Genomic DNA, 18,640 nt, shown 5'->3' with positions numbered 1-18,640 from the left:
GCGCGCCGTCAGCCCACCTCGACGAGCGGCCGGATCTCCACCGTCCCCGGCTGCCCGTCGGGGTTCGGGGCGCGCTTCATCAGCTCGACGATCTCCTCGAGCGATTCGCCCCGCAGGATCCAGAGGCCGGCCACCAGCTCCTTGGTCTCGGCGAACGGCCCGTCGATCACCTCGGGCGCGCCCTCCCCGGAGAACCAGAGCCGCGCACCCTGCGAGCTCGGCGTCAGGCCCTCGGCGCTGAGCAGGTGCCCGGACGCGGCCAGCTTGTCGTTGAACTCGGTCATCTCCGCGATCAGCCGCTCGCTCGGGAGCCGGCCGGCCTCGCTCTCCGGGCTGGCCTTCACCATCACCATGAACCGCATCAGTTCTGCCCGCTCTCCGCCCGCAGCCCCGCCTCGGCCTCGCGCAGCTCGGGGGTCAGGTTGTCACCGAAGTCCTCGGCCTCGAAGACGCGCCGGATCTCGATCTCGTGGTGGACGCCGTCGGTGTTCGGCACCCGCTTGATCCACTCGATGGCCTCCTCCTTCGAGCGCACCTGCAGGATCCAGAAGCCGGCGATCAGCTCCTTGGTCTCCGCGAACGGCCCGTCGACCACGGTGGGCTCGGCCTTGCCGTCGAACTTCACGCGCACGCCCTCGGCGCTGGAGGTGAGACCCTCACCGGCCAGCATCACCCCGGCGCGCACCAGCTCCTCGTTGAACTTGCCCATCTCCGTGAGCAGCTCCGTGCTCGGCAACTGGCCCGCTTCGCTCTCTTCACTGGCCTTCATGATCACCATGAACCGCATCGGAAGATCCTCTCTCTCGTCTGCTTCCACCTACGCGTCGATCGACGCGCCCCCGGATCGACACCTCGGCCGAACTTTTTCCCGGCGCCGAAACTAGCAGGTCAGACGGCTGACCGAGGGACGAAACGGGCGTGGGAGAATTTCCGCTCGTGGCGCTACTCCCCGACGACCTCCGCTCGTCCCTCGACGGCGAACTGGGCCGGTTCCCCGAATCACGGCTCGCTCAGGCGGTCGACAAACTCAGCACGCGCTACCGGCAGGGCGAAGCCGCGACGTCACCGATCCTCTCGTCGGAGATCGACATCGCCGCGTACGCGGGCTACCGCATGCCAGCCACGTACGCGGCGGTCGCCGCAGCCTTCGGCGAAGCGGCGGCAGCCGCACCCGGCTTCGCACCGCGAACTCAGATCGACATCGGCGGTGGCACGGGTGCGGCGGTGTGGGCCGCGGCCCAGGTCTGGCCCTCGCTGGAGAAGTGCACGGTGATCGAGCAGGTCGACGGGGCGCTCGCGCTGGGCCGGAAGCTCGCGTCGACGGCCGTTTCGCCGGCGGTCCGGGGCACGACCTGGCGGCGCGGGCTCGTGGACCCCACCTCCGCCGCGCCGGAGGCCGACCTGGTGACCCTGTCGTACGTGCTGGGCGAGCTGCCCGAGCGCGGCCGCGACGAGGCCGTCCGCTGGCTCGCCGCGAAGGCCGGCACCGTGGCGCTGATCGAACCGGGCACGCCCGCGGGCTTCGCGCGGATCCGCGCCGCGCGGGACGTGCTGCGCGGGCTGGACCGGCACGTGGTCGCGCCCTGCCCGCACGACGACGAGTGCCCGATCCGCCCCGGTGAGGACTGGTGCCACTTCGCCGCCCGGCTGCCGCGCTCGGGGGTGCACCGGCGGATCAAGGCGGGGACGCTGGGGTTCGAGGACGAGAAGTTCTCCTACGTCGTGGCCTCGGCCGAGCCGGCTCCGGCGGTCCGGCCGTCCGCGCGGATCCTGCGGCACCCGCGCAAGAACAAGGGGTGGGTCCAGCTCGAGTTGTGCACTGTGGACGGTCTCGCCCCGGGCGTGGCGGTGTCGAAGCGGCAGGGCCCGCGCTACCGGGCGGCCCGGGACGCCGAATGGGGCGATGCGTGGCGCACGGAGTGAGCGGGTCCACCGGCGGGAAGCGGCTTCGCACTCCCTCGTGAACCGGGTCCGGAATCGCGGGCCGTCCACCTGGCACCGGCCGACCGGCACCCCGGCTGGACCCATCGACCTCACCGGCGACCGGCTCGGGTGAGCTTCGGCTGAACTCGTACCCCCGGCCGACCCGGTTTCGGTCGCCCGCAGGAGGCAGCCGGACCGTGGAGCGGGCACGATCGACGCCATGACCACGCCCGGAGCCCCATGATCGGCCCACTCCCCTGGACCGGCCGTCGCGGTCCGCTGTTCGCCGAGTCGGCCACGCTCGGCGTGCTGGTGGTGCTCGACACCGTCCTGTTCTTCCGCTCCGGACCGGCGGAGGGCACCCTGGCCGGGCTCGCCGCGATGTTCGTCCCCGGGCTGGCCCCGGTGGTCGCCGTGCTGGCCGTGCTGCGGCGGCGGTTCCCGGACCACACCGCGACCGTCGCCACGGCGGTCTCCGGGTTGTCCCTGCTGGGCACGGCCATCACGGCGGGGATCGGCGCGCTCGGCCAGCGCTTCCCGCCCCAGCCCAGCGCGGCCGAGGCGCTGGCCATCGCGCTGGTCGTGGGCGCCTCCTGCCACCGGCTCGCGCCGAGGGCGGCCTTCGGCCAGGCCGCGCTGGGCGGGCTGGCCACCGTGGCCGCGCCGATCCTGCGTTACGGGGGCGGTTCGCCCGAGGCCCTCTTCGCCGCGGCCGCCGCGCTGGCCTGGGGCGTCGCGCTGGCCATCGGGCTGATCCAGCGGGACGCCGACGCCCGCGCCCGCGCCGAGGTCGTCGAGGTCCGCACCGCCGAGCGGCTGCGACTGGCCCGCGAGCTGCACGACCTGGTGGCCCACCAGATCACCGGCATCGTCGTGCGGGTCCAGGCCGCTCATCGCGTCACCGAGCGCCAAGGCGGCGACACCGCGGCGTTCGCCGAGATCGAAACGGCCGGCGCGGAAGCCCTGGCGTCGATGCGCCGGCTCGTCGGCACTCTCCGCACGGACGAGGAGAACTTGTTCACCCCGCCGTCGGGGCTCGCTTCGGCTGTGGACCGCGCGGTGCCCGATGACGGCAGCGTCGGGCTCGAAGTCCCCGACGGGCTCGCGGACCTCGCCGCCACCCCCGAGGTGGTCACGACCGTGCACCGGCTGATCACCGAATCGCTCACGAACGTCCGGCGGCACGCCCCGCGCGCGACCGAGGTGCGCGTGCGGGTGGGCCACGACGAGCGCAACGGCCTGACCGTCGAGGTGGTCAACGACGGCGCCGCCCGGCCCGCGCGCCCCGGCGGTTACGGCCTGATCGGCATGACCGAACGGGTCAGCGCCGTCGGCGGTACGGTTCAGGCCGGGCCGGAGGCGGGGCACCGCTGGCGCGTCGCCGCCCGGCTCCCGCTGGAACCCGTGTGAACCCGTCTCCGAGGAGCCTCTCGTGCCCGTTCGAGTCCTGATCGCCGACGACCAGTCGATGGTCCGGACCGGCTTCCGGCTGATCCTGGAGGGCGAGCCGGACATCGAGGTGGTCGGCGAGGCCGCCGACGGCCAGGACGCCGTGCGCCTCGCGCGCGAACTGCGCCCGGACGTCACGCTGATGGACATCCAGATGCCCGGCATCGACGGGCTTCAGGCCACGAAGCTGCTGGCCGGGCCGGACGTCACCGATCCGCTGCACGTGGTCATGGTGACCACCTTCGGGCTGGACGAGAACGTGCACGCGGCCCTTCGCGCCGGAGCGTGCGGCTTCCTGCTGAAAGACGCCGGAGCGACGCTGCTCATCGAAGCCGTGCACGCTGCTTCACACGGCGAAGCACTCGTCTCACCCGCCATCACAACGCGACTGCTGTCGCACTTCGTCGGAAGCGTCCCGCGTCAACCTTCCGAGCCGGACAGCCCGCTGACGCAGCGAGAAATGGACGTCGTCAAGGCGGTCGCGCGAGGCCAGACGAACGCCGAGATCTGCGGCTCGCTGGTGGTCTCGCTCTCCACGGTGAAAACGCACCTGGCGGCGGCCCAGCGCAAGCTAGGGGCGCGCAACCGCACCGAGATGGCCATCTGGGCCTGGGAGAGCGGCCTGGTCCGCTGACTCCGCGGGTTCGCCGGGTTCGGGCTCGATTTCCGGCGCCCGCGCCACCTTCACCACCACGGTCCCGGCGACCAGGTCGCCCAGCCGCTGGTGCCGCGGTGTGAACAGCATCAGCCCGATGCCGGCCAGCCCCCAGACGAACCCGTCGACCAGCATCAGCACTTCCCGGATCACGTAGGCCCGCAACGGCGGCCGGCCGCCGTCCAGCGTGACCACGCGCAGCCGCAGCCAGCGCATCGCCGGCGTCTGCCCGCCGTGGCGGTGCGGCCACCAGATCGCGAAGAACCACAGCCCGGCGAAGTCCAGCACCAGGACCGTGATCAGGACAACGCGCAGGAAGTCCAGCAGCGGGGTCCGCCCCGTCGGATGGAACAGCCACACCACCGCCACCATGAGCACCAGGAGCGGGATGGTGACGATCAGCTGGTCCAGCGCGTACTGGACGATCCGCCGGCCCACCAGGCCGAGCCCGCGCGTGCGTGAAGGCCGGGAAGCGGTCATTCCCCCATCATCACCGCTGCCGCCACCGGATGCGCGCCGGTCCTCGTACTCAGGGTCGATGGGGCAGCCGAAGTTCGTACTTCGGGCTGATCGCCCGGCCGCCCGGGCCCGTGAAACTCGGAGCCGATCCGTCCATGGACGAAAGGAACTCCGGTGCGAACTTCCAGAGCAGGGCTGGTCGCGCTCGCCGCGGCCGTGGTGGCGGCCTCGGTGCCCGCCACGGCGTCCGCGGCCGACGACCCGCTCGCGCCGTACACCAGCCAGCCGGTCACCTGGGGCAGTTGCGCGTTCAAGACCGCCGACGGCGCGAAACCCTCGCAGTGCGCGCAGATCACCGTCCCCCGGGACTGGGCGGACCCGGCCGCGGGCGTCGACCTCAAGGTGTCGATCAGCCGGGCCGCGGCGACCGGCGAACGCGAGGGCGCGCTGCTGGTGAACCCCGGCGGCCCCGGTGGGCAGGGCACCTCGCTGGCCGGCATCCTGGCCGGGCTGGAGCCCTCGGTCGGCCAGACCTACGACCTGATCGGCATGGACCCGCGCGGCACCGGCCAGGAAGGCAGTCCGGACAAGGGTTTCCAGTGCAACGTGCCCACCGGGCGGCTGCCGCAGACCCCCTTGGACGCGCGGGACCGTTCGGCCCAGAGCATCGCGCTGCACCAGCAGACCCCGCGAGCCATCGCCGAAGCCTGCCAGAGCGACGCGCTCGCGCCGTACATCACCACCTGGCAGACCACCCACGACATGGACCTGATCCGCTCGCTGCTGGGTGACGAGAAGCTGAACTACCTCGGCTACTCCTACGGCACCTGGCTGGGCGCGAAGTACGCGTCGATGTTCCCGGACCACGTGGGCAAGATCGTGCTCGACTCCAGCGTGAACTTCCAGGGCCGCCTGCAGGCCGACTTCGAGGCGTTCCCGGTGATCGACCAGCGCCAGACCGACGACGTCTACCTGCCCTGGCTGTCCCGGCAGTTCCCGGACCAGTTGGGCCGGACCCCGGCCCAGGTCAGGCAGAAGGTGGAGCGGATCCGCGACTACTACCGGACGAACGGCATCTCGCCGGACAACTTCGACCACTTCTTCGTCGGCAACGGGAGCGCGCTCCAGTGGCTCCTCGGCGCGTTGCTGCTGAAGCTGGGTGCAGACGCCCTCGATGGCACCGCCTCCCCCGCCCCGGCCGCGCTGGCCGACCGGCTGGACGCGCAGTCGCGCACGACGTTCGGCGTCCCGGCGGCCGAACTGACGGTCGCGAAGGTCGTGGCCGGCCTCCCGGCGCCCGACTACTCGCAGGTGCCCGGCACCCGCTTCTCCGTGGCCTGCGGCGATCAGCCGACGCGCTCGGCGAGCTGGTACAAGCGGCTCAGCGACCGGCAGGGCCCGGTGGACCCGATCTACGGCTGGGCCTACGGGATCACCGAGCCGTGCGGCTACTGGTCCGAGGCGCCGCAGCACGAGCTGCCGAACCTGCCGGCCCAGGTGCGGGCGAACGTGCTGGTGGTGCAGGGCGAGTTCGACCCGCAGACCGGGTACGAGCAGGCGAAGTCGGGCGCGCGCTCGGCCGGGGTCCCGCTGGTCTCGGTGGACGATTCGCCGTTCCACGGGCAGTACGCGCTGAGCGGCAACCCGTGCGTCGACGGTCTGGTGAACGTCTTCCTCACCAAGAACTCCCGCCCGGGCGCCACCACCTGCCCCGGGGTCCCGCTGGTCGGCGAGCACCAGGTGTACCCGGTGGCCGGACCGGTGGGCGGTGCGTCGCACAGTCTGGCCGTCGCGCCGGCGCCGGACCGGCTTTCCGCCCTGCGCGAGAGCACGCAGGACAAGGTCAGCCGGCTCAACGAGCAGCGCTGACCGACCCGATCGGCCGCAGCCGGGCGGGGTCCGCGACCAGGCGGACCCCGCCCGGCCGGTCCGGCCCGGCGGTGCACCGCAGGAGGCCGGCGGCCGCTTCCTCGGCGAAGTCGCCCTCTCCGCGGTCCACGCCGCCGGGTCGCCGAGTCCGGTGATCATCGTGTCACGGCTCTCCCGAGCGCAGCCTGAGCGGGCGCTTAGGATGGGTATCGTGATCACCGACCCCGCGCACCTCGGCCTGGCTCAGCTGCTCGAGCTGGAACGACTCGAGGAGAACCTGTTCCGCGGCTCCTGCCACCAGGGCTCGCCCCAACGGGCGTTCGGCGGCCAGGTCGCGGCCCAGGCCCTCACCGCGGCCGGCGCGACGGTGCCCGCCGAGCGCGGCGTTCACTCGCTGCACGGGTACTTCATCCGCGGCGGCCGCACCGACATGCCGATCGTCTACGAGGTCGAGCGCACCCGGGACGGCGGCTCGTTCACCACCCGGCGCGTGGTGGCGATCCAGAACGGCGAAAGCATCTTCAGCCTGTCCGCCTCGTTCCAGAAGGCGGCCGAAAGCAGCGAGCACCAGGCGCAGATGCCGGAGGTGCCGGGCCCGGACGAGATCGCCACGGTGGAGACCGAGGAGTCGGCGGTCGTGCTGGCCGCCATCGAGGTCCGGTTCATCTCCGACCCGGTCGCCGGACTGCCGGACGTCGGTCACGGCCCGCGCCAGCGCGTGTGGGTGCGGGCCAAGGACAGCCTGCCGGACAACCCGCTGGCCCACGTCTGCGCGCTCACCTACATCTCCGACATCCGGCTGGCCGGCACGGCCTGGCTCCCCCACCGCGGCGACCCGGGCCGGCCGCAGCTGACCTCGCTCGACCACGCGGTGTGGTTCCACCGCCCGTTCCGCGCGGACGAGTGGCTGCTGTTCGACATGGAGAGCCCCACCTACGCCGGCACCCGCGGGCTGGCCCACGGTGAGTTCTTCACCACCGACGGGCGCCTGGTCGCGTCCGTGACGCAGGAAGTCCTGCTGCGGCAACGGCTTTGAGCTTCGGGTCCACAGAGGACTAGTTGCCGAGCCGCACCCGCGGGGCCGGGACGGGCGCGGGCTCCACCGCCTGAAGCGCCGTGCGGCCGAGCACGCGCGAGACCTGGCGCGTCTCGACCCCCGCGAGCACCGTGCTGGCCAGCGCCAGCCCGAGGTAAGCCCCGGCGGGCAGGGAGAGCGCGAACGGCCGCGTCGCGGTCGAGCCCGCCAGCAGCGAAATGTGGCAGACCACGAAGACCACCACGGACGCGGCGGAAAGCAGCGTCATCAGGAACAGCACCGCCCGCAGGAACCGGGTCCGGCGCCAGCGCAGGCGCCCGGTCTTCACCAGGTCGGGCTGGCTGACCATGACCAGCCCGCAGACGTAACCGCAGAACCCGCCCGCGGCGCCGGCCCCGGCGACCAGCGCCGTGGTCGTCTGGAACGCCACCGGAACCCGGTAGGCGGCCAGGATCGCGGCCACGCAGACCAGCAGGCCCAGCGGCAGGTGCGGCCAGCCCAGCCAGGGCAGCCGGCGCTCCATGCGCAGGATCGTCGGCAGGTCGAGGTCTCGGTACGACCCGGAGTCGGGCAGGGGCATCGCGCCGTTCCTGTTCTTCCGGTTCTTCCGGTGGTGCGGCGCAGCCTAGGGCAGGGGCGGGTGGGTCGCAAAAACCGGTCACCGGACCGGGCCGCGGTGGGGGAATCCCCGGATCCCGGCGGGTGCGGCCGGGCCGGTTCGGACCGGGAAAGTGACCGGCGTCACCACCCCGGCGAACCGGATCGGCCGGGCCGTTTTCTGTCGGTGGTGCTGGTTAGGCTCCGGACATGAACACCGAAGAGACCACCGTGGCCGAGACCACCGTGGCCGCCGAGGACCTCACGCGGGGCCAGTGGTTCTGGCACGAGCCGGCGCCGGGCCTGAAGTCCTGGCCGCTGCAGGTCGCCGAGGCGGAGCTGACCGCCGACGCCATCCGCATCCTCACCACCGACGAAGTCCGCGAGCAGGTTTCCTACGCGCGCACCCGCCGCGTCCGCCTCGCCGCGGCTTCCTGAGCTTCTTCCCCCGGAACGGACGAAGCGCTCCGGGACCACGGTTCGCGGTTCCGGAGCGCTGGGGGTCGGACGACTGGGTTGGACGAGCTGGGGGGGTTGGACGAGCTGGGGCTCGGACGGTGTGGGGGCCGGACGAGCGGGGCGATGGAGGGGCTGGGGGTTCGAACGGGGTGGCTTCGCGCCGCCCGGTCACCCGGCGATGGGATGGCGCTGGTCCACGGGAGCGTGATCGCCGGACCGGGCCTGGTCGGCGTGGTTCTGCGCGGTCCGCCACCGCCGGGCCAGGATGATCATGACCGCCGGGATGAAGACGTCGTAGATCAGGACCCCGCCGACGTTGCCCGGGTGGTTGTCGCCGTTGGCGGCGGCCTGGTAGAGGTGGCCGATCGTGGCGCCCCAGAGGAACAGCCCGGAGCTGATGGCCGCCGTCATGCGCTCGCGGTAGGAGCCCGAAGCAGCCCGCAGGCCCAGGTAGGCCAGGCCGAGGTTGGCGAAGCCGATCTCGAACATGAACGGCGTGCGGTTGAAGCCGATCGCCTCCGCCATGACATCCGGGACGCCCATGAAGGACACGAACATCCACAGGCTGCCGCAGCCGAGGGCGGCGATGGACCACCACCGCTGCCAGGTTTCCAGCCGGGCGACGCGGTCGTGGACGCCGCGGGTGCGCACCAGCGCTCCGACGCAGGCGATGACCAGCCAGATGAGAGGGACGGCGGCTTGGGCGAGGTAGCTCGTTGTGCTCATGGGAATGAGTCTTGCATGGTTAATATTAACTTGTCAACACTGATGTAGGCTGATGCTCGTGGACGATGGACTTTCAGACTTGTTGCACCGCGTGGTCACCCTGCTGGGCGAGGCCAGCCGCCGGAATGCCGGGCCGGACAGCGAGCTCAGCTACAGCCAGCTCCGGCTGCTGGGCGCGCTCGAAGAGGTCGAGCCGGCCACCCAGCACCAGCTCGCCCTGGCCGTGGGCGTCTCCGACCCGGCGATCAGCCGGGCGCTGCGGCCGCTCGAACAGGACGGGCTGCTCCGGGTCACCCAGGACCCGGAGCACGCGCGCCGGCGGCTGGTCGAGCTCACCGACACCGGCCGCGAGGCCTACCACACCAACGGGAGACCACTGGCCGAAGCGTTCCGGCTCGCCTTGCTGGAACGGGGTTTCCCCTACGACCAGTACCTGGCCGACACCCTCCGGCTGGCCGAGATCATCGAATCGCTTTAGGCGGGACCGGGCGGGGCGCAGCGCCGGGAACCGATGGCGACCACCGCGGTCAGCGCACGGTCCCGAACAGCGCGGCGCTCACAGCTCCTGGTCCTCGATCATCCCGCGCAGCTTCGTCAGCGCCCGGAACTGGGAGATCCGCACGTTCCCCGGGGAGATTCCGAGCGCCAGCGCGGTCTCGGCCGCGGACAGCCCGGCCACGATCCGCAGCACCAGGATCTCCTGCTGGATCCGGGGCAGGGACGACATCAGCCGGCCCAGCCGGGCGCCGAGGTCTCCGTGCAGGGCGTGGGCCTCCGGTTCGTTGAAGACCAGCGGGTGGTCCGGCAGTTCCGGCACCGGGTTCGAGCGGTCCCGGGCCACCGCGCGGAACGCGTCGGCCACCTTGTTCGCCGCGATCGCCCGCACCAGGTAGAGGAACGAGCCCCCGCGGTCCTCGTAGCCCGGCAGCGCCTTGAGCACCGCCAGGCACACCTCCTGCGCCACGTCGTCGGCGGAGAGGTACGACAGGTCCCGGCCGCCGAGCCGGGCGCGGCAGTACCGCACCACCGTCGGTTTGATCAGGCGCAGCAATTCCTGCACGGCTTCCGGATCACCCGAGCGGGCCGCGGCCACGGCCGGCGCGAGCTCGTCCTCCAGCGCCCCGGGCCGCGGCGCGGACCCGAGCGCGACGTAACCGTCGACGGTCCCGGCCGGGCCGCGGGCCGTTCGAGCCGGCGCGCTCACCGGTCGCTCCCGCCACTGCAGTGGATTCCCATACTCACTCCCCGACGATTTCCGCCACTGGTGAACGAGTAATCGGTGCCGGGCGCGGGGTCGTTGCACGGACAATGCCACTGTCGCGTTTCTGTCCATTAATCGACGAGTTCACCCGACGGGAAAGCACCCAGAATAGGAACACGAAGGTACTGGTTCACGGATCGATCGAGGGGGATCAACGGTGGCGCAGGACAGTGGGTGGCGCACCCTGCCGGACGGCCGCCGCGTCAAGCTGCGCCGAAAAGGCGGAGTCGTCGCCGCCGCGACCGCTGTGGTCATCGGGGGCACGGCACTGACCGGAACCGGGCTCGGCGCGGGAGCCGGGGCCGGCTCGGAGGCCCTGGCGGGCAACACCGCCGGTGACGTCGTCGACTCGCTGCCCGGCCGTTCCCTCAAGACCCGCAAGGCCGAAGCGCGGAAGTCGGCCGAGCGGGGAAAAACCGACGAAGCCCTGAGCCGGTTCAAGCTCAAACGCCTCGAGAAGCGGGCCGAACGGGAAACCGACTGCCTCACCGCCTCGAGCGGAAAAGTGCGCGAGTTCCTGACCCACACCCCCTGCACCACGCTGAACCGCATGCTCCTGGCCGTCGGTGACGGCCGGGGCGACGCCGCGGTGATCTCGGTCGTGCGCGTCGGATTCCGCACCGCGAAGCAGGCCACCGCGTTCGAGAAGGTCGAGCGGATCCAGGGCAGCGGCGACGTGCGCCCGCTGGAGATCGCCGCCGTACTGGGCCTCACCGGCGTCCACCTCACCGGCCGGCACTACCACTCACGCCCGGACCGGACGGGAATGATCGTGGCCGAGACCGACCCCGCCACCGGCCACCTCGACGACAGCACGCTGGACGCGCTGGCCGAGGTCGCGGTCCGCTTCCCGATCCGCTGAAGCGAGAGCCCACACGTCGGTGGTGGCGGTCGCCGCCGCAGGCGTCCGGGGTCCGCCGCTCCTCCCGGGCGCCTCGGCGCGGCCCACCTCGGCCCGGGACCGTGCCCGGCTCTCCCGTGTCCGACAACCACCACACCGATGCAGACAACGGCTGCCGGACACCGGTCGACTTCAACGGACAGGTGACCACGGTGGTGTTCGGTCAGCCGAACCGCGCGACGGCGGGGCAAGGCCCTTCCCCGGGGATTTCACCACCGCTCAGGCAGCGCCCCTCAGGTGCGTGACCACCGCCGTGCCCACTTTCCGGGCGACGTCGCACGGCTGAGCCTTGTTCGGGCCAATGGTGATACTGGTGACCACGGTGAAAGCGAGCTGGTCCGTGATCCCCACCCACAGACTGCAACTGCCCGAAGGCCGGCCGTCCTGGGTGTCGGCGAAAACCCCCGGATAACCGTCGACCGTGACCGGCTGGAAGTAGGCTTGCTTCGCCCTCTGGTCGTAGATGTCGCTGATCCCACCCTTGTTCTGCGGCACCGCTCCCACTCCGACCCCGTTTTGCTTGGTCGAGAGCGAGGACCAGTCACACAGCGCTGGAGGTCCCTGTGTGAGCTCGCCCGGCGGCGTCAACCCGACATCCTTCAGTTCAGCGTCGGTCAACGCGCTGCACGGGTTGCTCAGCAGCGCTTGCGCAGGGAGCGGCGCGGGCACCTTCAGAGCCGGGTCGCCTCCCGGTGAGGACGTGTCCGGTGCTGTCTTCGATGGGGAAGACCCGTTGCCGGTCGAATCACCCCCACCGCTGCAGGCGGTGAGCGATACGGCAGCGACGACCACCAGAGCGACAACGTCCCTGACCTGGCGAAGACGGGAAGCTTCGACGCGCACTCAGACTCCTCCAGTGTTCTTGATGTCGGCAGCATCAGCGGCTTCCTGCTCCGCGACGGCGATCTTGTTCTTCGCGGCTTTCAGCGCCGTGATGAAGTTGGTGGTGTAGTCGACCATCCGCTGATGCTGCTCCAGCAAAGACTGCCCCGACGGGTTCGCACCCTTGGCGATGAAGTCATCGCTGGCGAACTCGTTCGCAGGCGCTTTGACATTTGCGACAGTGCGGGCATGTTCGAGATCTTTCCGCGCCTCGACCAGCAGATTTTCCCACTGCTTGATGACCCCGTCGACTTCATCGGCGCTGAACTTGTAGCCCCCGGCCGGGCCGTAGCCGCCGACCTGGACAGGCGGTATGGGCGGTACCTCGGACACGTCGAATAGCCCCCTCGATGCGTTGTCTCGCCACCCCGGTGCAGCGAGGTCAGCAGCCCTGATGCTAACGAACGAGGCAACCCCTGCCGCCAGTCGTGGAAGGCAGGCTGACGAGCTGTCGGGGCCGATTCCAGGACCGGTCGGAAGAGAGCCGACAAGGGGGCTCGAACCCCTGACCTGCAGTTTACAAGACTGCTGCTCTACCAGCTGAGCTATGTCGGCCTGCGTCGACGGACGCGGGACGGAGTATATCGGCACCGGTGGGCCCTCGTCGGCTCCCAGCCCCCGGCCGCGGGACGGCGGCGTCCGGGCGGCTGCGGCACGATCGTCGCAGAACGTGGTGCACGCCACTTGCGCGACGGTGCAACGGCCGGGGCCGGTCGGCCGATGGTCTCCGGGAAACGACGAGGAGGTGGGATCGATCAGGAAGATCAACGAGCGCGCCGACCAGGGGGCCCAGCGCAGACGGTGGCCGATCCTGGAGTCCCCGCAGCCCCGCTCCGAACGGCATCAACCCCGGCCGAACCTGCTGCGCCGCCGCGCCTGGCACATCCTGGAGGCGCCGACGGCCGAGCAGCCCGCCGTCGACGCGGGCGAAGCGCTCGGGCCGCAGCCGCCGGACGACGCGACCGTCAACTTCGTGCTGGACCTCGCGCTGCGCATCGGGGAGGTGCAGATGTCCAGTGGCGCCGGCGCGTCCGACGTCACCGCCACGATCATCGCGCTCGCCGCCGCGCTCGGGCTGCCGCACTGCGAGGTCGACGTCATCTTCACCTCGATCACCGTCACCTGCCACCGCGGCACCGACCTCGCCCCCGTCACCGCACTGCGCGTGGTCCGCTCCCGCAGCCTCGACTACACGCGGCTGACCGAGACCGAGATGCTGGTCCGCAAGATCGTCCGCGGCCACATGGGCGCGGAGGAGGCGTACACCGAGCTGCGACGCGTCACCACCGCGAAGCACCCGTACCCGCGCTGGGTCGCGACAGTCGCGTGGGGCGGGCTGGCCGCGTTCGTCGCGCTTCTGCTCGGCGGCGGGCCGGACATCGCCGCCGTGGCCTTCGTGATCTCCTCGGTGATCGACCGCCTCGGCCGGTACCTCAACCGCTTCAACCTCCCGTTCTTCTTCCAGCAGGTGGTCGGCGGCCTGGTCGCGACGCTGTCCGCGATGGTGATCGTGAGCAGCGGCATCCTCACCACGGACAAACCGACGCTGGTCGTCGCCGCGGCGGTCACCGTGCTGCTTTCCGGGCTCTCCACCGTCTCGGCGGTGCAGGACGCGATCACCGGCTACTACGTCACGGCCGCCGGCCGCACCATGGAGACCGCGCTGATGAGCGCCGGGCTGATCACCGGCGTGGTGTTCGCGTTGAAGCTCGCGAGGATGTTCCAGCTGTCCGGCAAGCCGCTGCTTGAAGTCACCACCACGACCCTGCGGTACCTGCCGGTCGTCGTGATCGGCGGCGCCGGTGCGGCCGCCTGCTTCGCGCTCGCCTCGTATTCGACGCTGCGCGCGCTGCTCGTCGCCGCGGCGGCCGGGGCCATCGGCACGTTCGTCTACGGCGGGCTGATCCTGCTCCACTTCCAGGCGGTCAGCGCGTCGGCGATCGCGGCGACGCTCGTGGGCTTCTGCGGCGGCGTGCTTTCGCGGCGGCTCAAGGTCACGCCGCTCGTCGTGGCCGTGTCCGGGATCACGCCGCTGCTGCCCGGCCTTTCCACCTATCGTGGTCTATACCAATTAGGGGTCGAGCCGGGGGGCAACATCTCCACCCTGATGACGGCGGTCGCGGTCGGGCTGGCGCTGGCCGCCGGGGTGGTGCTGGGCGAATACCTGGCGCAGCCGGTCCGCACGGGGCTCGGCCGGCTGGAGCGGAAGTTCGCCGGGCCGCGGATGGCGGGGCCGATGGAGCCTTCGGACCGGTGGCTGGAGTAACCGGTTGGTCACCATCCGGCTCGCTGCGCTCGCGATAGGGTTGGGCCGGGGCCGCGACCCGAGGAAAACGAGGGAGCAGCTGTAGTGACCGAAGCGATGGCAGACCAGAAGAGCACGCCCTCCGCCGACTTCGTCGTGGTGGCCAACCGGCTGCCGGTCGACCTGGAACGCACGTCGGAGGGCGGCCAGCGCTGGACGGCCAGCCCGGGTGGGCTGGTGTCGGCGCTGGAGCCGTTCCTCAGATCCCGCAAGGGCGCCTGGGTCGGCTGGCCCGGCGTACCCGACGTGGACGTCGACGAGTTCGACGACGACGGTCTGGTGCTGCACCCGGTGTCGCTCTCCTCGGCCGAGGTCCGGGACTACTACGAAGGCTTCTCCAACGCCACCCTGTGGCCGCTCTACCACGACGTCGTCGAGAGCCCGGTGTTCGACCGGGCCTGGTGGGACAGCTACGTGAAGGTGAACCGCCGCTTCGCCGAGGCCAGCGCGGAGGTGGCCGCCCAGGGCGCCACCGTGTGGATCCAGGACTACCAGTTGCAACTGGTCCCCGCGATGCTGCGCGAGCTGCGCCCCGACCTGCGCATCGGCTTCTTCCTGCACATCCCGTTCCCGCCGGTCGAGCTGTTCATGCAGCTGCCCTGGCGCGCCGAGATCGTGCGCGGGCTGATCGGCGCCGACCTGATCGGCTTCCACCGCCCGGGCGGCGCGCAGAACTTCCTCTGGCTGGCCCGCCAGCTGGTCGGCCTGGAGCCGACCCGCGGCGCCGTCGGCGTCCGGTCCCGGCCCGGCCTGGTGCAGGTCGGCGACCGCACGGTGCGCGTCGGCGCGTTCCCGATCTCCATCGACGCCACCGGCCTGGACAGCCTGACCCGCACCAAGGGCGTGATCGAGCGCGCCAAGGAGATCCGCCGCGACCTCGGCAACCCCAAGACGGTGATCCTCGGCGTCGACCGCCTCGACTACACCAAGGGCATCGACCTGCGGTTGCAGGCGATGCACGAGCTGCTGCACGAGGAGCGGCTGCGCCCGGAGGACGTCGCCTTCGTGCAGCTCGCCACCCCGAGCCGTGAGCGCGTGGAGCACTACCAGCGGATGCGCGGCGAGATCGAGCAGATGGTCGGCCGGATCAACGGCGAGTTCGCCCGCGTGGGCCACCCGGTCGTGCACTACCTGCACCAGTCGGTGGACCGGACCGAGCTGGCCGCGTTCTTCTCCGCCGCGGACGTGATGGTGGTGACTCCGCTGCGCGACGGGATGAACCTCGTGTGCAAGGAGTACGTCGCCTGCCGACACGATCTCGGCGGCGCTCTGGTGCTCAGCGAGTTCGCCGGCGCGGCGGCCGAACTGACCAGTGCGTTCCTGGTCAATCCGCATGACCTGGACGGGGTGAAGAACGCGATGGAGGCTGCCATTACGCTCGACCCCGCCGAGGGCCGACGCAGGATGCGCGCCATGCGTCGCCAGGTCCTCACCCACGACGTCGACCGGTGGGCACGCTCGTTCCTGCAGGCGCTGGGTGCGGAGCCGGTCGACTGACCCTCCCCCCGTACCGCGCTGGACCTCCTGAGGAGGAGTGTTGACCGCCGAGGCGTTGCCTGCGGAGCTACGGCGCACGATCGTGCAGATCGCCCGTACCCCGCGTCTGCTGGTCGCCTGCGACTACGACGGCACATTGGCTCCGATCACCGCGAACCCGGACGAAGCCCGGCCGCTGCCGGAGTCGGTCGGGGCGCTCAGATCGCTCGCCGGCCTGCACGAGACGACGACCGCGGTCATCTCGGGCCGGGCCCTGCGCGATCTGGCGACCCTGTCTCGGCTGCCGGCCGAGGTGAACCTGGTCGGCAGCCACGGGTCGGAGTTCGACATCGGGTTCATCCACGCCCTCGACGAACAGGCCCGCTCGTTGCACCGCCGGCTCGAATCGGAGCTCGAGGCGCTGGTGCTCGACGTGCCCGGGGTGTCGCTCGAGGTGAAGCCCGCGAGCATCGCGGTGCACGTGCGCCGGGCCGAGCACGAGGCCGGTCGCCGGGTCCTCGGGGCCGTGCACGAGGGCCCGTCCACCTGGCCCGGGGTGTCCACCACCGACGGCAAGGAGGTGGTGGAGCTCGCGGTCGTCCAGACGGACAAGGGCAACGCGCTCGACACCCTCCGCCACCAGGTCGGTGCGACCGCCGCGATCTTCCTCGGCGACGACGTGACCGACGAGAAGGCGTTCGCGCGGCTGTCGGGACCGGACTTGGGCATCAAGGTGGGCGACGGTGAGACGCTGGCCGGCTACCGCGTGCCGGACACCGTCGACGTCGCGCTGGTGCTGGCGTTCGTGCTGGAGGAGCGGCGCAACTGGCTCTACGGCGAGTCGGCGCCGCCGATCGAGCGGCTCTCGATGCTGGCCAACGAGCGCTCGGTCGCGCTGGTCACGCCGGATGCGAAGCTGACCTGGCTCTGCCACCCGGCCCCGGACGCCCCCGCGGTGTTCGCCGACCTGCTCGGCGGACCGGGGGCCGGGCACTTCTCGATCAAACCGCACCGCAACGGCCTGCCGCTGGGCCAGCGCTACCTGCCGAACACCATGACGGTGGAGACGCGCTGGTCGCGCCTGCTGGTCACGGACTACCTGGAGCCGGAGAGCCCGGCGCACCGCACGGACATCGTGCGCGTGATCTCGGGCGAAGCGGCGGCGCAGGTGGTGTTCGCGCCGCGACCGGAGTTCGGCGGCGTGCCGGTGAAGCTGGTGGCCGAGGGCGAGGGCCTGCGCGTGCTGGGCACCTCGGAGCCGTTCGTGCTGCGCGCGCCGGGCATCGACTGGACCATCAGCTCCGACGGCCTGCACGACACCGCGACCGCGCTGGTGCAGCCGAAGCCGGACAACCCGGTGGTGCTGGAGCTGCGTTGCGGCACCACGGACCTGGCCGGCCACGAACTGTCCGAATTGGAGCGCCGGGACCGGGCGGGCCGCTACTGGAGCGACTGGGCGGACAAGCTGAAGCTGCCGACGGTGCAGACCGAGCTGGTCCGGCGCTCCGCGCTGACCCTGCGCGGACTGGTCAACACCGACACCGGCGGCGTGCTGGCCGCCGCGACCTCCTCGCTGCCCGAGGAGATCGGCGGCGTCCGCAACTGGGACTACCGCTACTGCTGGGTCCGCGACGCCGCGATGACCGTGCGCGAGCTGGTGCACCTGGGGTCCACCGCGGAGGCCGAGGGCTACCTCGAGTGGCTGCACGGGGTGCTGTCCACTTTGGCCGGTCCCGAGCGGCTGCACCCGCTGTACACCCTGTCCGGCAGCGTGATCGGGGCCGAGGCGGTGATCGAGTCGCTGCCCGGGTACGCCGGCTCGCGGCCGGTGCGCGTCGGCAACCTGGCCAACCACCAGGTGCAGCTGGACGTGTTCGGCCCGGTGGTCGAGCTGGTCGGCACACTGGCCGAGGTGCGCGGCGGGCTGCGGGACGAGGACTGGCAGATGGTGCGCGCGATGGCCGAAGCCGTCACGCGGCGCTGGAGCGAGCCCGACCACGGCATCTGGGAGGAGCGGCACGTACCGCGCCACCGGGTGTACTCGCGGGTGATGTGCTGGGTGACGATCGACCGCGCGGTCAAGCTCGGCGCCGTCTACGGCCGGGAGGTGCCCGAGGCCTGGCCCGAGCTGCGCGACCGGATCAAGGCCGACGTGCTGGAGCACGGCTGGAACGACGAGGTCCAGGCGTTCACCACCGCCTACGACGGCACCGACCTGGACGCGGCCTCGCTGTTCGTCGGGCTCACCGGGCTGATCGATCCGGCCGACGAGCGGTTCCAGTCCACCGTCACGGCGATCGAGGCCGAGCTGCGCAGCGGTTCGACCGTGTACCGCTACCGCCGCGACGACGGCCTCCCCGGCGGGGAGGGCGGTTTCCACATCTGCGCGGCCTGGCTGATCGAGGCCTACCTGCACACCGGGCGCCGCAACGAGGCCGAGGAGCTGTTCAGCCAGATCGTCAGCTCGGCCGGCCCCACCGGCCTGCTGCCGGAGCAGTTCGACCCGATCGCGGAACGGTCGCTGGGCAACCACCCACAGGCGTATTCGCACCTCGGGCTGATTCGCTGCGCGAACCTGCTGGCGGAGCGGGCCTGACGTCCCTCTTCACCCGAACGGGCCCGTTCCGCCAACCGGCGGAACG

19 protein-coding genes and 1 tRNA gene are annotated in these 18,640 nt (G+C 71.5%); 11 read left to right on the top strand and 9 right to left on the bottom strand.

Annotated features, from left to right (window positions below; translation table 11 throughout):
* Positions 1 to 8: 8 nt before the first annotated feature.
* Positions 9 to 362 (bottom strand): YciI family protein, encoded by a 354-nt coding sequence (locus NYF13_RS08900; protein WP_315655541.1) that lies wholly within the window; start codon positions 360 to 362, stop codon positions 9 to 11.
* A complete protein-coding gene (locus NYF13_RS08895) occupies positions 362 to 787 on the bottom strand; it encodes a YciI family protein (protein WP_315655540.1) in 426 nt (141 codons plus the stop codon). The genes NYF13_RS08900 and NYF13_RS08895 overlap by 1 nt, the downstream gene beginning before the upstream one ends.
* A gap of 149 nt (positions 788 to 936) precedes the next feature.
* On the opposite strand from NYF13_RS08895, the gene NYF13_RS08890 reads away from it, so the two are divergent.
* From NYF13_RS08890 to NYF13_RS08880, 3 genes are all read left to right on the top strand, one after another.
* A complete protein-coding gene (locus NYF13_RS08890) occupies positions 937 to 1,923 on the top strand; it encodes a small ribosomal subunit Rsm22 family protein (RefSeq protein WP_315655538.1) in 987 nt (328 codons plus the stop codon).
* Positions 1,924 to 2,163: 240 nt separating this feature from the next.
* On the top strand, positions 2,164 to 3,333 hold the full coding sequence (locus tag NYF13_RS08885) for a histidine kinase (protein WP_315655536.1): 1,170 nt from the start codon (positions 2,164 to 2,166) through the stop codon (positions 3,331 to 3,333).
* 22 nt (positions 3,334 to 3,355) lie between these two features.
* Positions 3,356 to 4,006: a response regulator transcription factor gene (locus NYF13_RS08880; protein WP_315655535.1), complete on the top strand. Its 651-nt coding sequence runs from the start codon at positions 3,356 to 3,358 to the stop codon at positions 4,004 to 4,006.
* Here the strand turns inward: NYF13_RS08880 and NYF13_RS08875 are convergent.
* Entirely contained in the window at positions 3,944 to 4,507 is a 564-nt protein-coding gene (locus NYF13_RS08875; protein ID WP_315655534.1) for an RDD family protein, read from the bottom strand. The two genes, NYF13_RS08880 and NYF13_RS08875, sit on opposite strands and share 63 nt — an antisense overlap.
* Positions 4,508 to 4,660: 153 nt before the next feature.
* Here NYF13_RS08875 and NYF13_RS08870 point away from each other — a divergent pair, with 153 nt between their 5' ends.
* Together NYF13_RS08870 and NYF13_RS08865 are read left to right on the top strand one after the other, a co-directional pair.
* A complete protein-coding gene (locus NYF13_RS08870; RefSeq protein ID WP_315655533.1) occupies positions 4,661 to 6,355 on the top strand; it encodes an alpha/beta fold hydrolase in 1,695 nt (564 codons plus the stop codon).
* A gap of 202 nt (positions 6,356 to 6,557) precedes the next feature.
* Positions 6,558 to 7,391 (top strand): acyl-CoA thioesterase II, encoded by an 834-nt coding sequence (locus NYF13_RS08865; protein WP_315655532.1) that lies wholly within the window; start codon positions 6,558 to 6,560, stop codon positions 7,389 to 7,391.
* Positions 7,392 to 7,410: 19 nt separating this feature from the next.
* On the opposite strand, the gene NYF13_RS08860 is transcribed toward NYF13_RS08865, so the two are convergent.
* On the bottom strand, positions 7,411 to 7,971 hold the full coding sequence (locus NYF13_RS08860; RefSeq protein ID WP_315655531.1) for a hypothetical protein: 561 nt from the start codon (positions 7,969 to 7,971) through the stop codon (positions 7,411 to 7,413).
* Between the two features lie 227 nt (positions 7,972 to 8,198).
* Here NYF13_RS08860 and NYF13_RS08855 point away from each other — a divergent pair, with 227 nt between their 5' ends.
* Positions 8,199 to 8,426 (top strand): hypothetical protein, encoded by a 228-nt coding sequence (locus NYF13_RS08855; RefSeq protein WP_315655530.1) that lies wholly within the window; start codon positions 8,199 to 8,201, stop codon positions 8,424 to 8,426.
* Between the two features lie 189 nt (positions 8,427 to 8,615).
* Here NYF13_RS08855 and NYF13_RS08850 read toward each other — a convergent pair whose 3' ends face one another.
* Positions 8,616 to 9,173 (bottom strand): DUF6790 family protein, encoded by a 558-nt coding sequence (locus tag NYF13_RS08850; protein WP_315655529.1) that lies wholly within the window; start codon positions 9,171 to 9,173, stop codon positions 8,616 to 8,618.
* Positions 9,174 to 9,231: 58 nt separating this feature from the next.
* Here NYF13_RS08850 and NYF13_RS08845 point away from each other — a divergent pair, with 58 nt between their 5' ends.
* Positions 9,232 to 9,651, top strand: a complete 420-nt coding sequence (locus NYF13_RS08845; protein WP_315655528.1) for a MarR family transcriptional regulator — start codon at positions 9,232 to 9,234, stop codon at positions 9,649 to 9,651.
* A gap of 78 nt (positions 9,652 to 9,729) precedes the next feature.
* Here NYF13_RS08845 and shbA read toward each other — a convergent pair whose 3' ends face one another.
* On the bottom strand, positions 9,730 to 10,377 hold the full coding sequence (shbA, locus tag NYF13_RS08840) for an RNA polymerase sigma factor ShbA (RefSeq protein WP_396286802.1): 648 nt from the start codon (positions 10,375 to 10,377) through the stop codon (positions 9,730 to 9,732).
* 214 nt (positions 10,378 to 10,591) lie between these two features.
* Between shbA and NYF13_RS08835 the strand changes: the two genes are divergently transcribed.
* Entirely contained in the window at positions 10,592 to 11,296 is a 705-nt protein-coding gene (locus tag NYF13_RS08835) for a hypothetical protein (RefSeq protein WP_315655527.1), read from the top strand.
* A 258-nt stretch (positions 11,297 to 11,554) separates the two neighbouring features.
* Here NYF13_RS08835 and NYF13_RS08830 read toward each other — a convergent pair whose 3' ends face one another.
* The 3 genes from NYF13_RS08830 to NYF13_RS08820 all read right to left on the bottom strand — a co-directional run bounded on the left by NYF13_RS08830 (position 11,555) and on the right by NYF13_RS08820 (position 12,772).
* Positions 11,555 to 12,178 carry a DUF3558 domain-containing protein gene (locus NYF13_RS08830; protein ID WP_315655526.1) on the bottom strand — a complete coding sequence of 208 codons (624 nt, stop codon included), beginning with the start codon at positions 12,176 to 12,178 and terminating at the stop codon, positions 11,555 to 11,557.
* Positions 12,179 to 12,550 carry a hypothetical protein gene (locus tag NYF13_RS08825; protein ID WP_315655525.1) on the bottom strand — a complete coding sequence of 124 codons (372 nt, stop codon included), beginning with the start codon at positions 12,548 to 12,550 and terminating at the stop codon, positions 12,179 to 12,181.
* 149 nt (positions 12,551 to 12,699) lie between these two features.
* Positions 12,700 to 12,772, bottom strand: a tRNA-Thr gene (locus tag NYF13_RS08820).
* Between the two features lie 199 nt (positions 12,773 to 12,971).
* On the opposite strand from NYF13_RS08820, the gene NYF13_RS08815 reads away from it, so the two are divergent.
* The 3 genes from NYF13_RS08815 (at position 12,972) to otsB (ending at position 18,594) form a co-directional block, all read left to right on the top strand.
* Positions 12,972 to 14,483: a threonine/serine exporter ThrE family protein gene (locus NYF13_RS08815; RefSeq protein ID WP_396287262.1), complete on the top strand. Its 1,512-nt coding sequence runs from the start codon at positions 12,972 to 12,974 to the stop codon at positions 14,481 to 14,483.
* Between the two features lie 96 nt (positions 14,484 to 14,579).
* Complete coding sequence (locus NYF13_RS08810; RefSeq protein WP_315657270.1) at positions 14,580 to 16,019, top strand: trehalose-6-phosphate synthase; 1,440 nt, start codon at positions 14,580 to 14,582, stop codon at positions 16,017 to 16,019.
* A gap of 40 nt (positions 16,020 to 16,059) precedes the next feature.
* Complete coding sequence (gene otsB, locus NYF13_RS08805; protein WP_315655523.1) at positions 16,060 to 18,594, top strand: trehalose-phosphatase; 2,535 nt, start codon at positions 16,060 to 16,062, stop codon at positions 18,592 to 18,594.
* The last annotated feature ends 46 nt before the right edge of the window (positions 18,595 to 18,640 follow it).

This window comes from Amycolatopsis sp. PS_44_ISF1 (genome assembly GCF_032335455.1).
Classification (GTDB): domain Bacteria; phylum Actinomycetota; class Actinomycetes; order Mycobacteriales; family Pseudonocardiaceae; genus Amycolatopsis.
The sequence above is the reverse complement of the archived record's forward strand: the minus strand, read 5'-3'. Positions and strand labels throughout refer to the sequence as shown.

Bases quoted from the DNA above. Each gene is read 5' to 3' on its own strand.
- NYF13_RS08900 (WP_315655541.1), bottom strand. From the start codon at position 362: ATGCGGTTCATGGTGATGGTGAAGGCCAGCCCGGAGAGCGAGGCCGGC.
- NYF13_RS08895 (WP_315655540.1), bottom strand. From the start codon at position 787: ATGCGGTTCATGGTGATCATGAAGGCCAGTGAAGAGAGCGAAGCGGGC.
- NYF13_RS08885 (WP_315655536.1), top strand. From the start codon at position 2,164: ATGATCGGCCCACTCCCCTGGACCGGCCGTCGCGGTCCGCTGTTCGCC.
- NYF13_RS08875 (WP_315655534.1), bottom strand. From the start codon at position 4,507: ATGACCGCTTCCCGGCCTTCACGCACGCGCGGGCTCGGCCTGGTGGGC.
- NYF13_RS08865 (WP_315655532.1), top strand. From the start codon at position 6,558: ATGGGTATCGTGATCACCGACCCCGCGCACCTCGGCCTGGCTCAGCTG.
- NYF13_RS08860 (WP_315655531.1), bottom strand. From the start codon at position 7,971: ATGCCCCTGCCCGACTCCGGGTCGTACCGAGACCTCGACCTGCCGACG.
- NYF13_RS08855 (WP_315655530.1), top strand. From the start codon at position 8,199: ATGAACACCGAAGAGACCACCGTGGCCGAGACCACCGTGGCCGCCGAG.
- NYF13_RS08850 (WP_315655529.1), bottom strand. From the start codon at position 9,173: ATGAGCACAACGAGCTACCTCGCCCAAGCCGCCGTCCCTCTCATCTGG.
- NYF13_RS08810 (WP_315657270.1), top strand. From the start codon at position 14,580: ATGGCAGACCAGAAGAGCACGCCCTCCGCCGACTTCGTCGTGGTGGCC.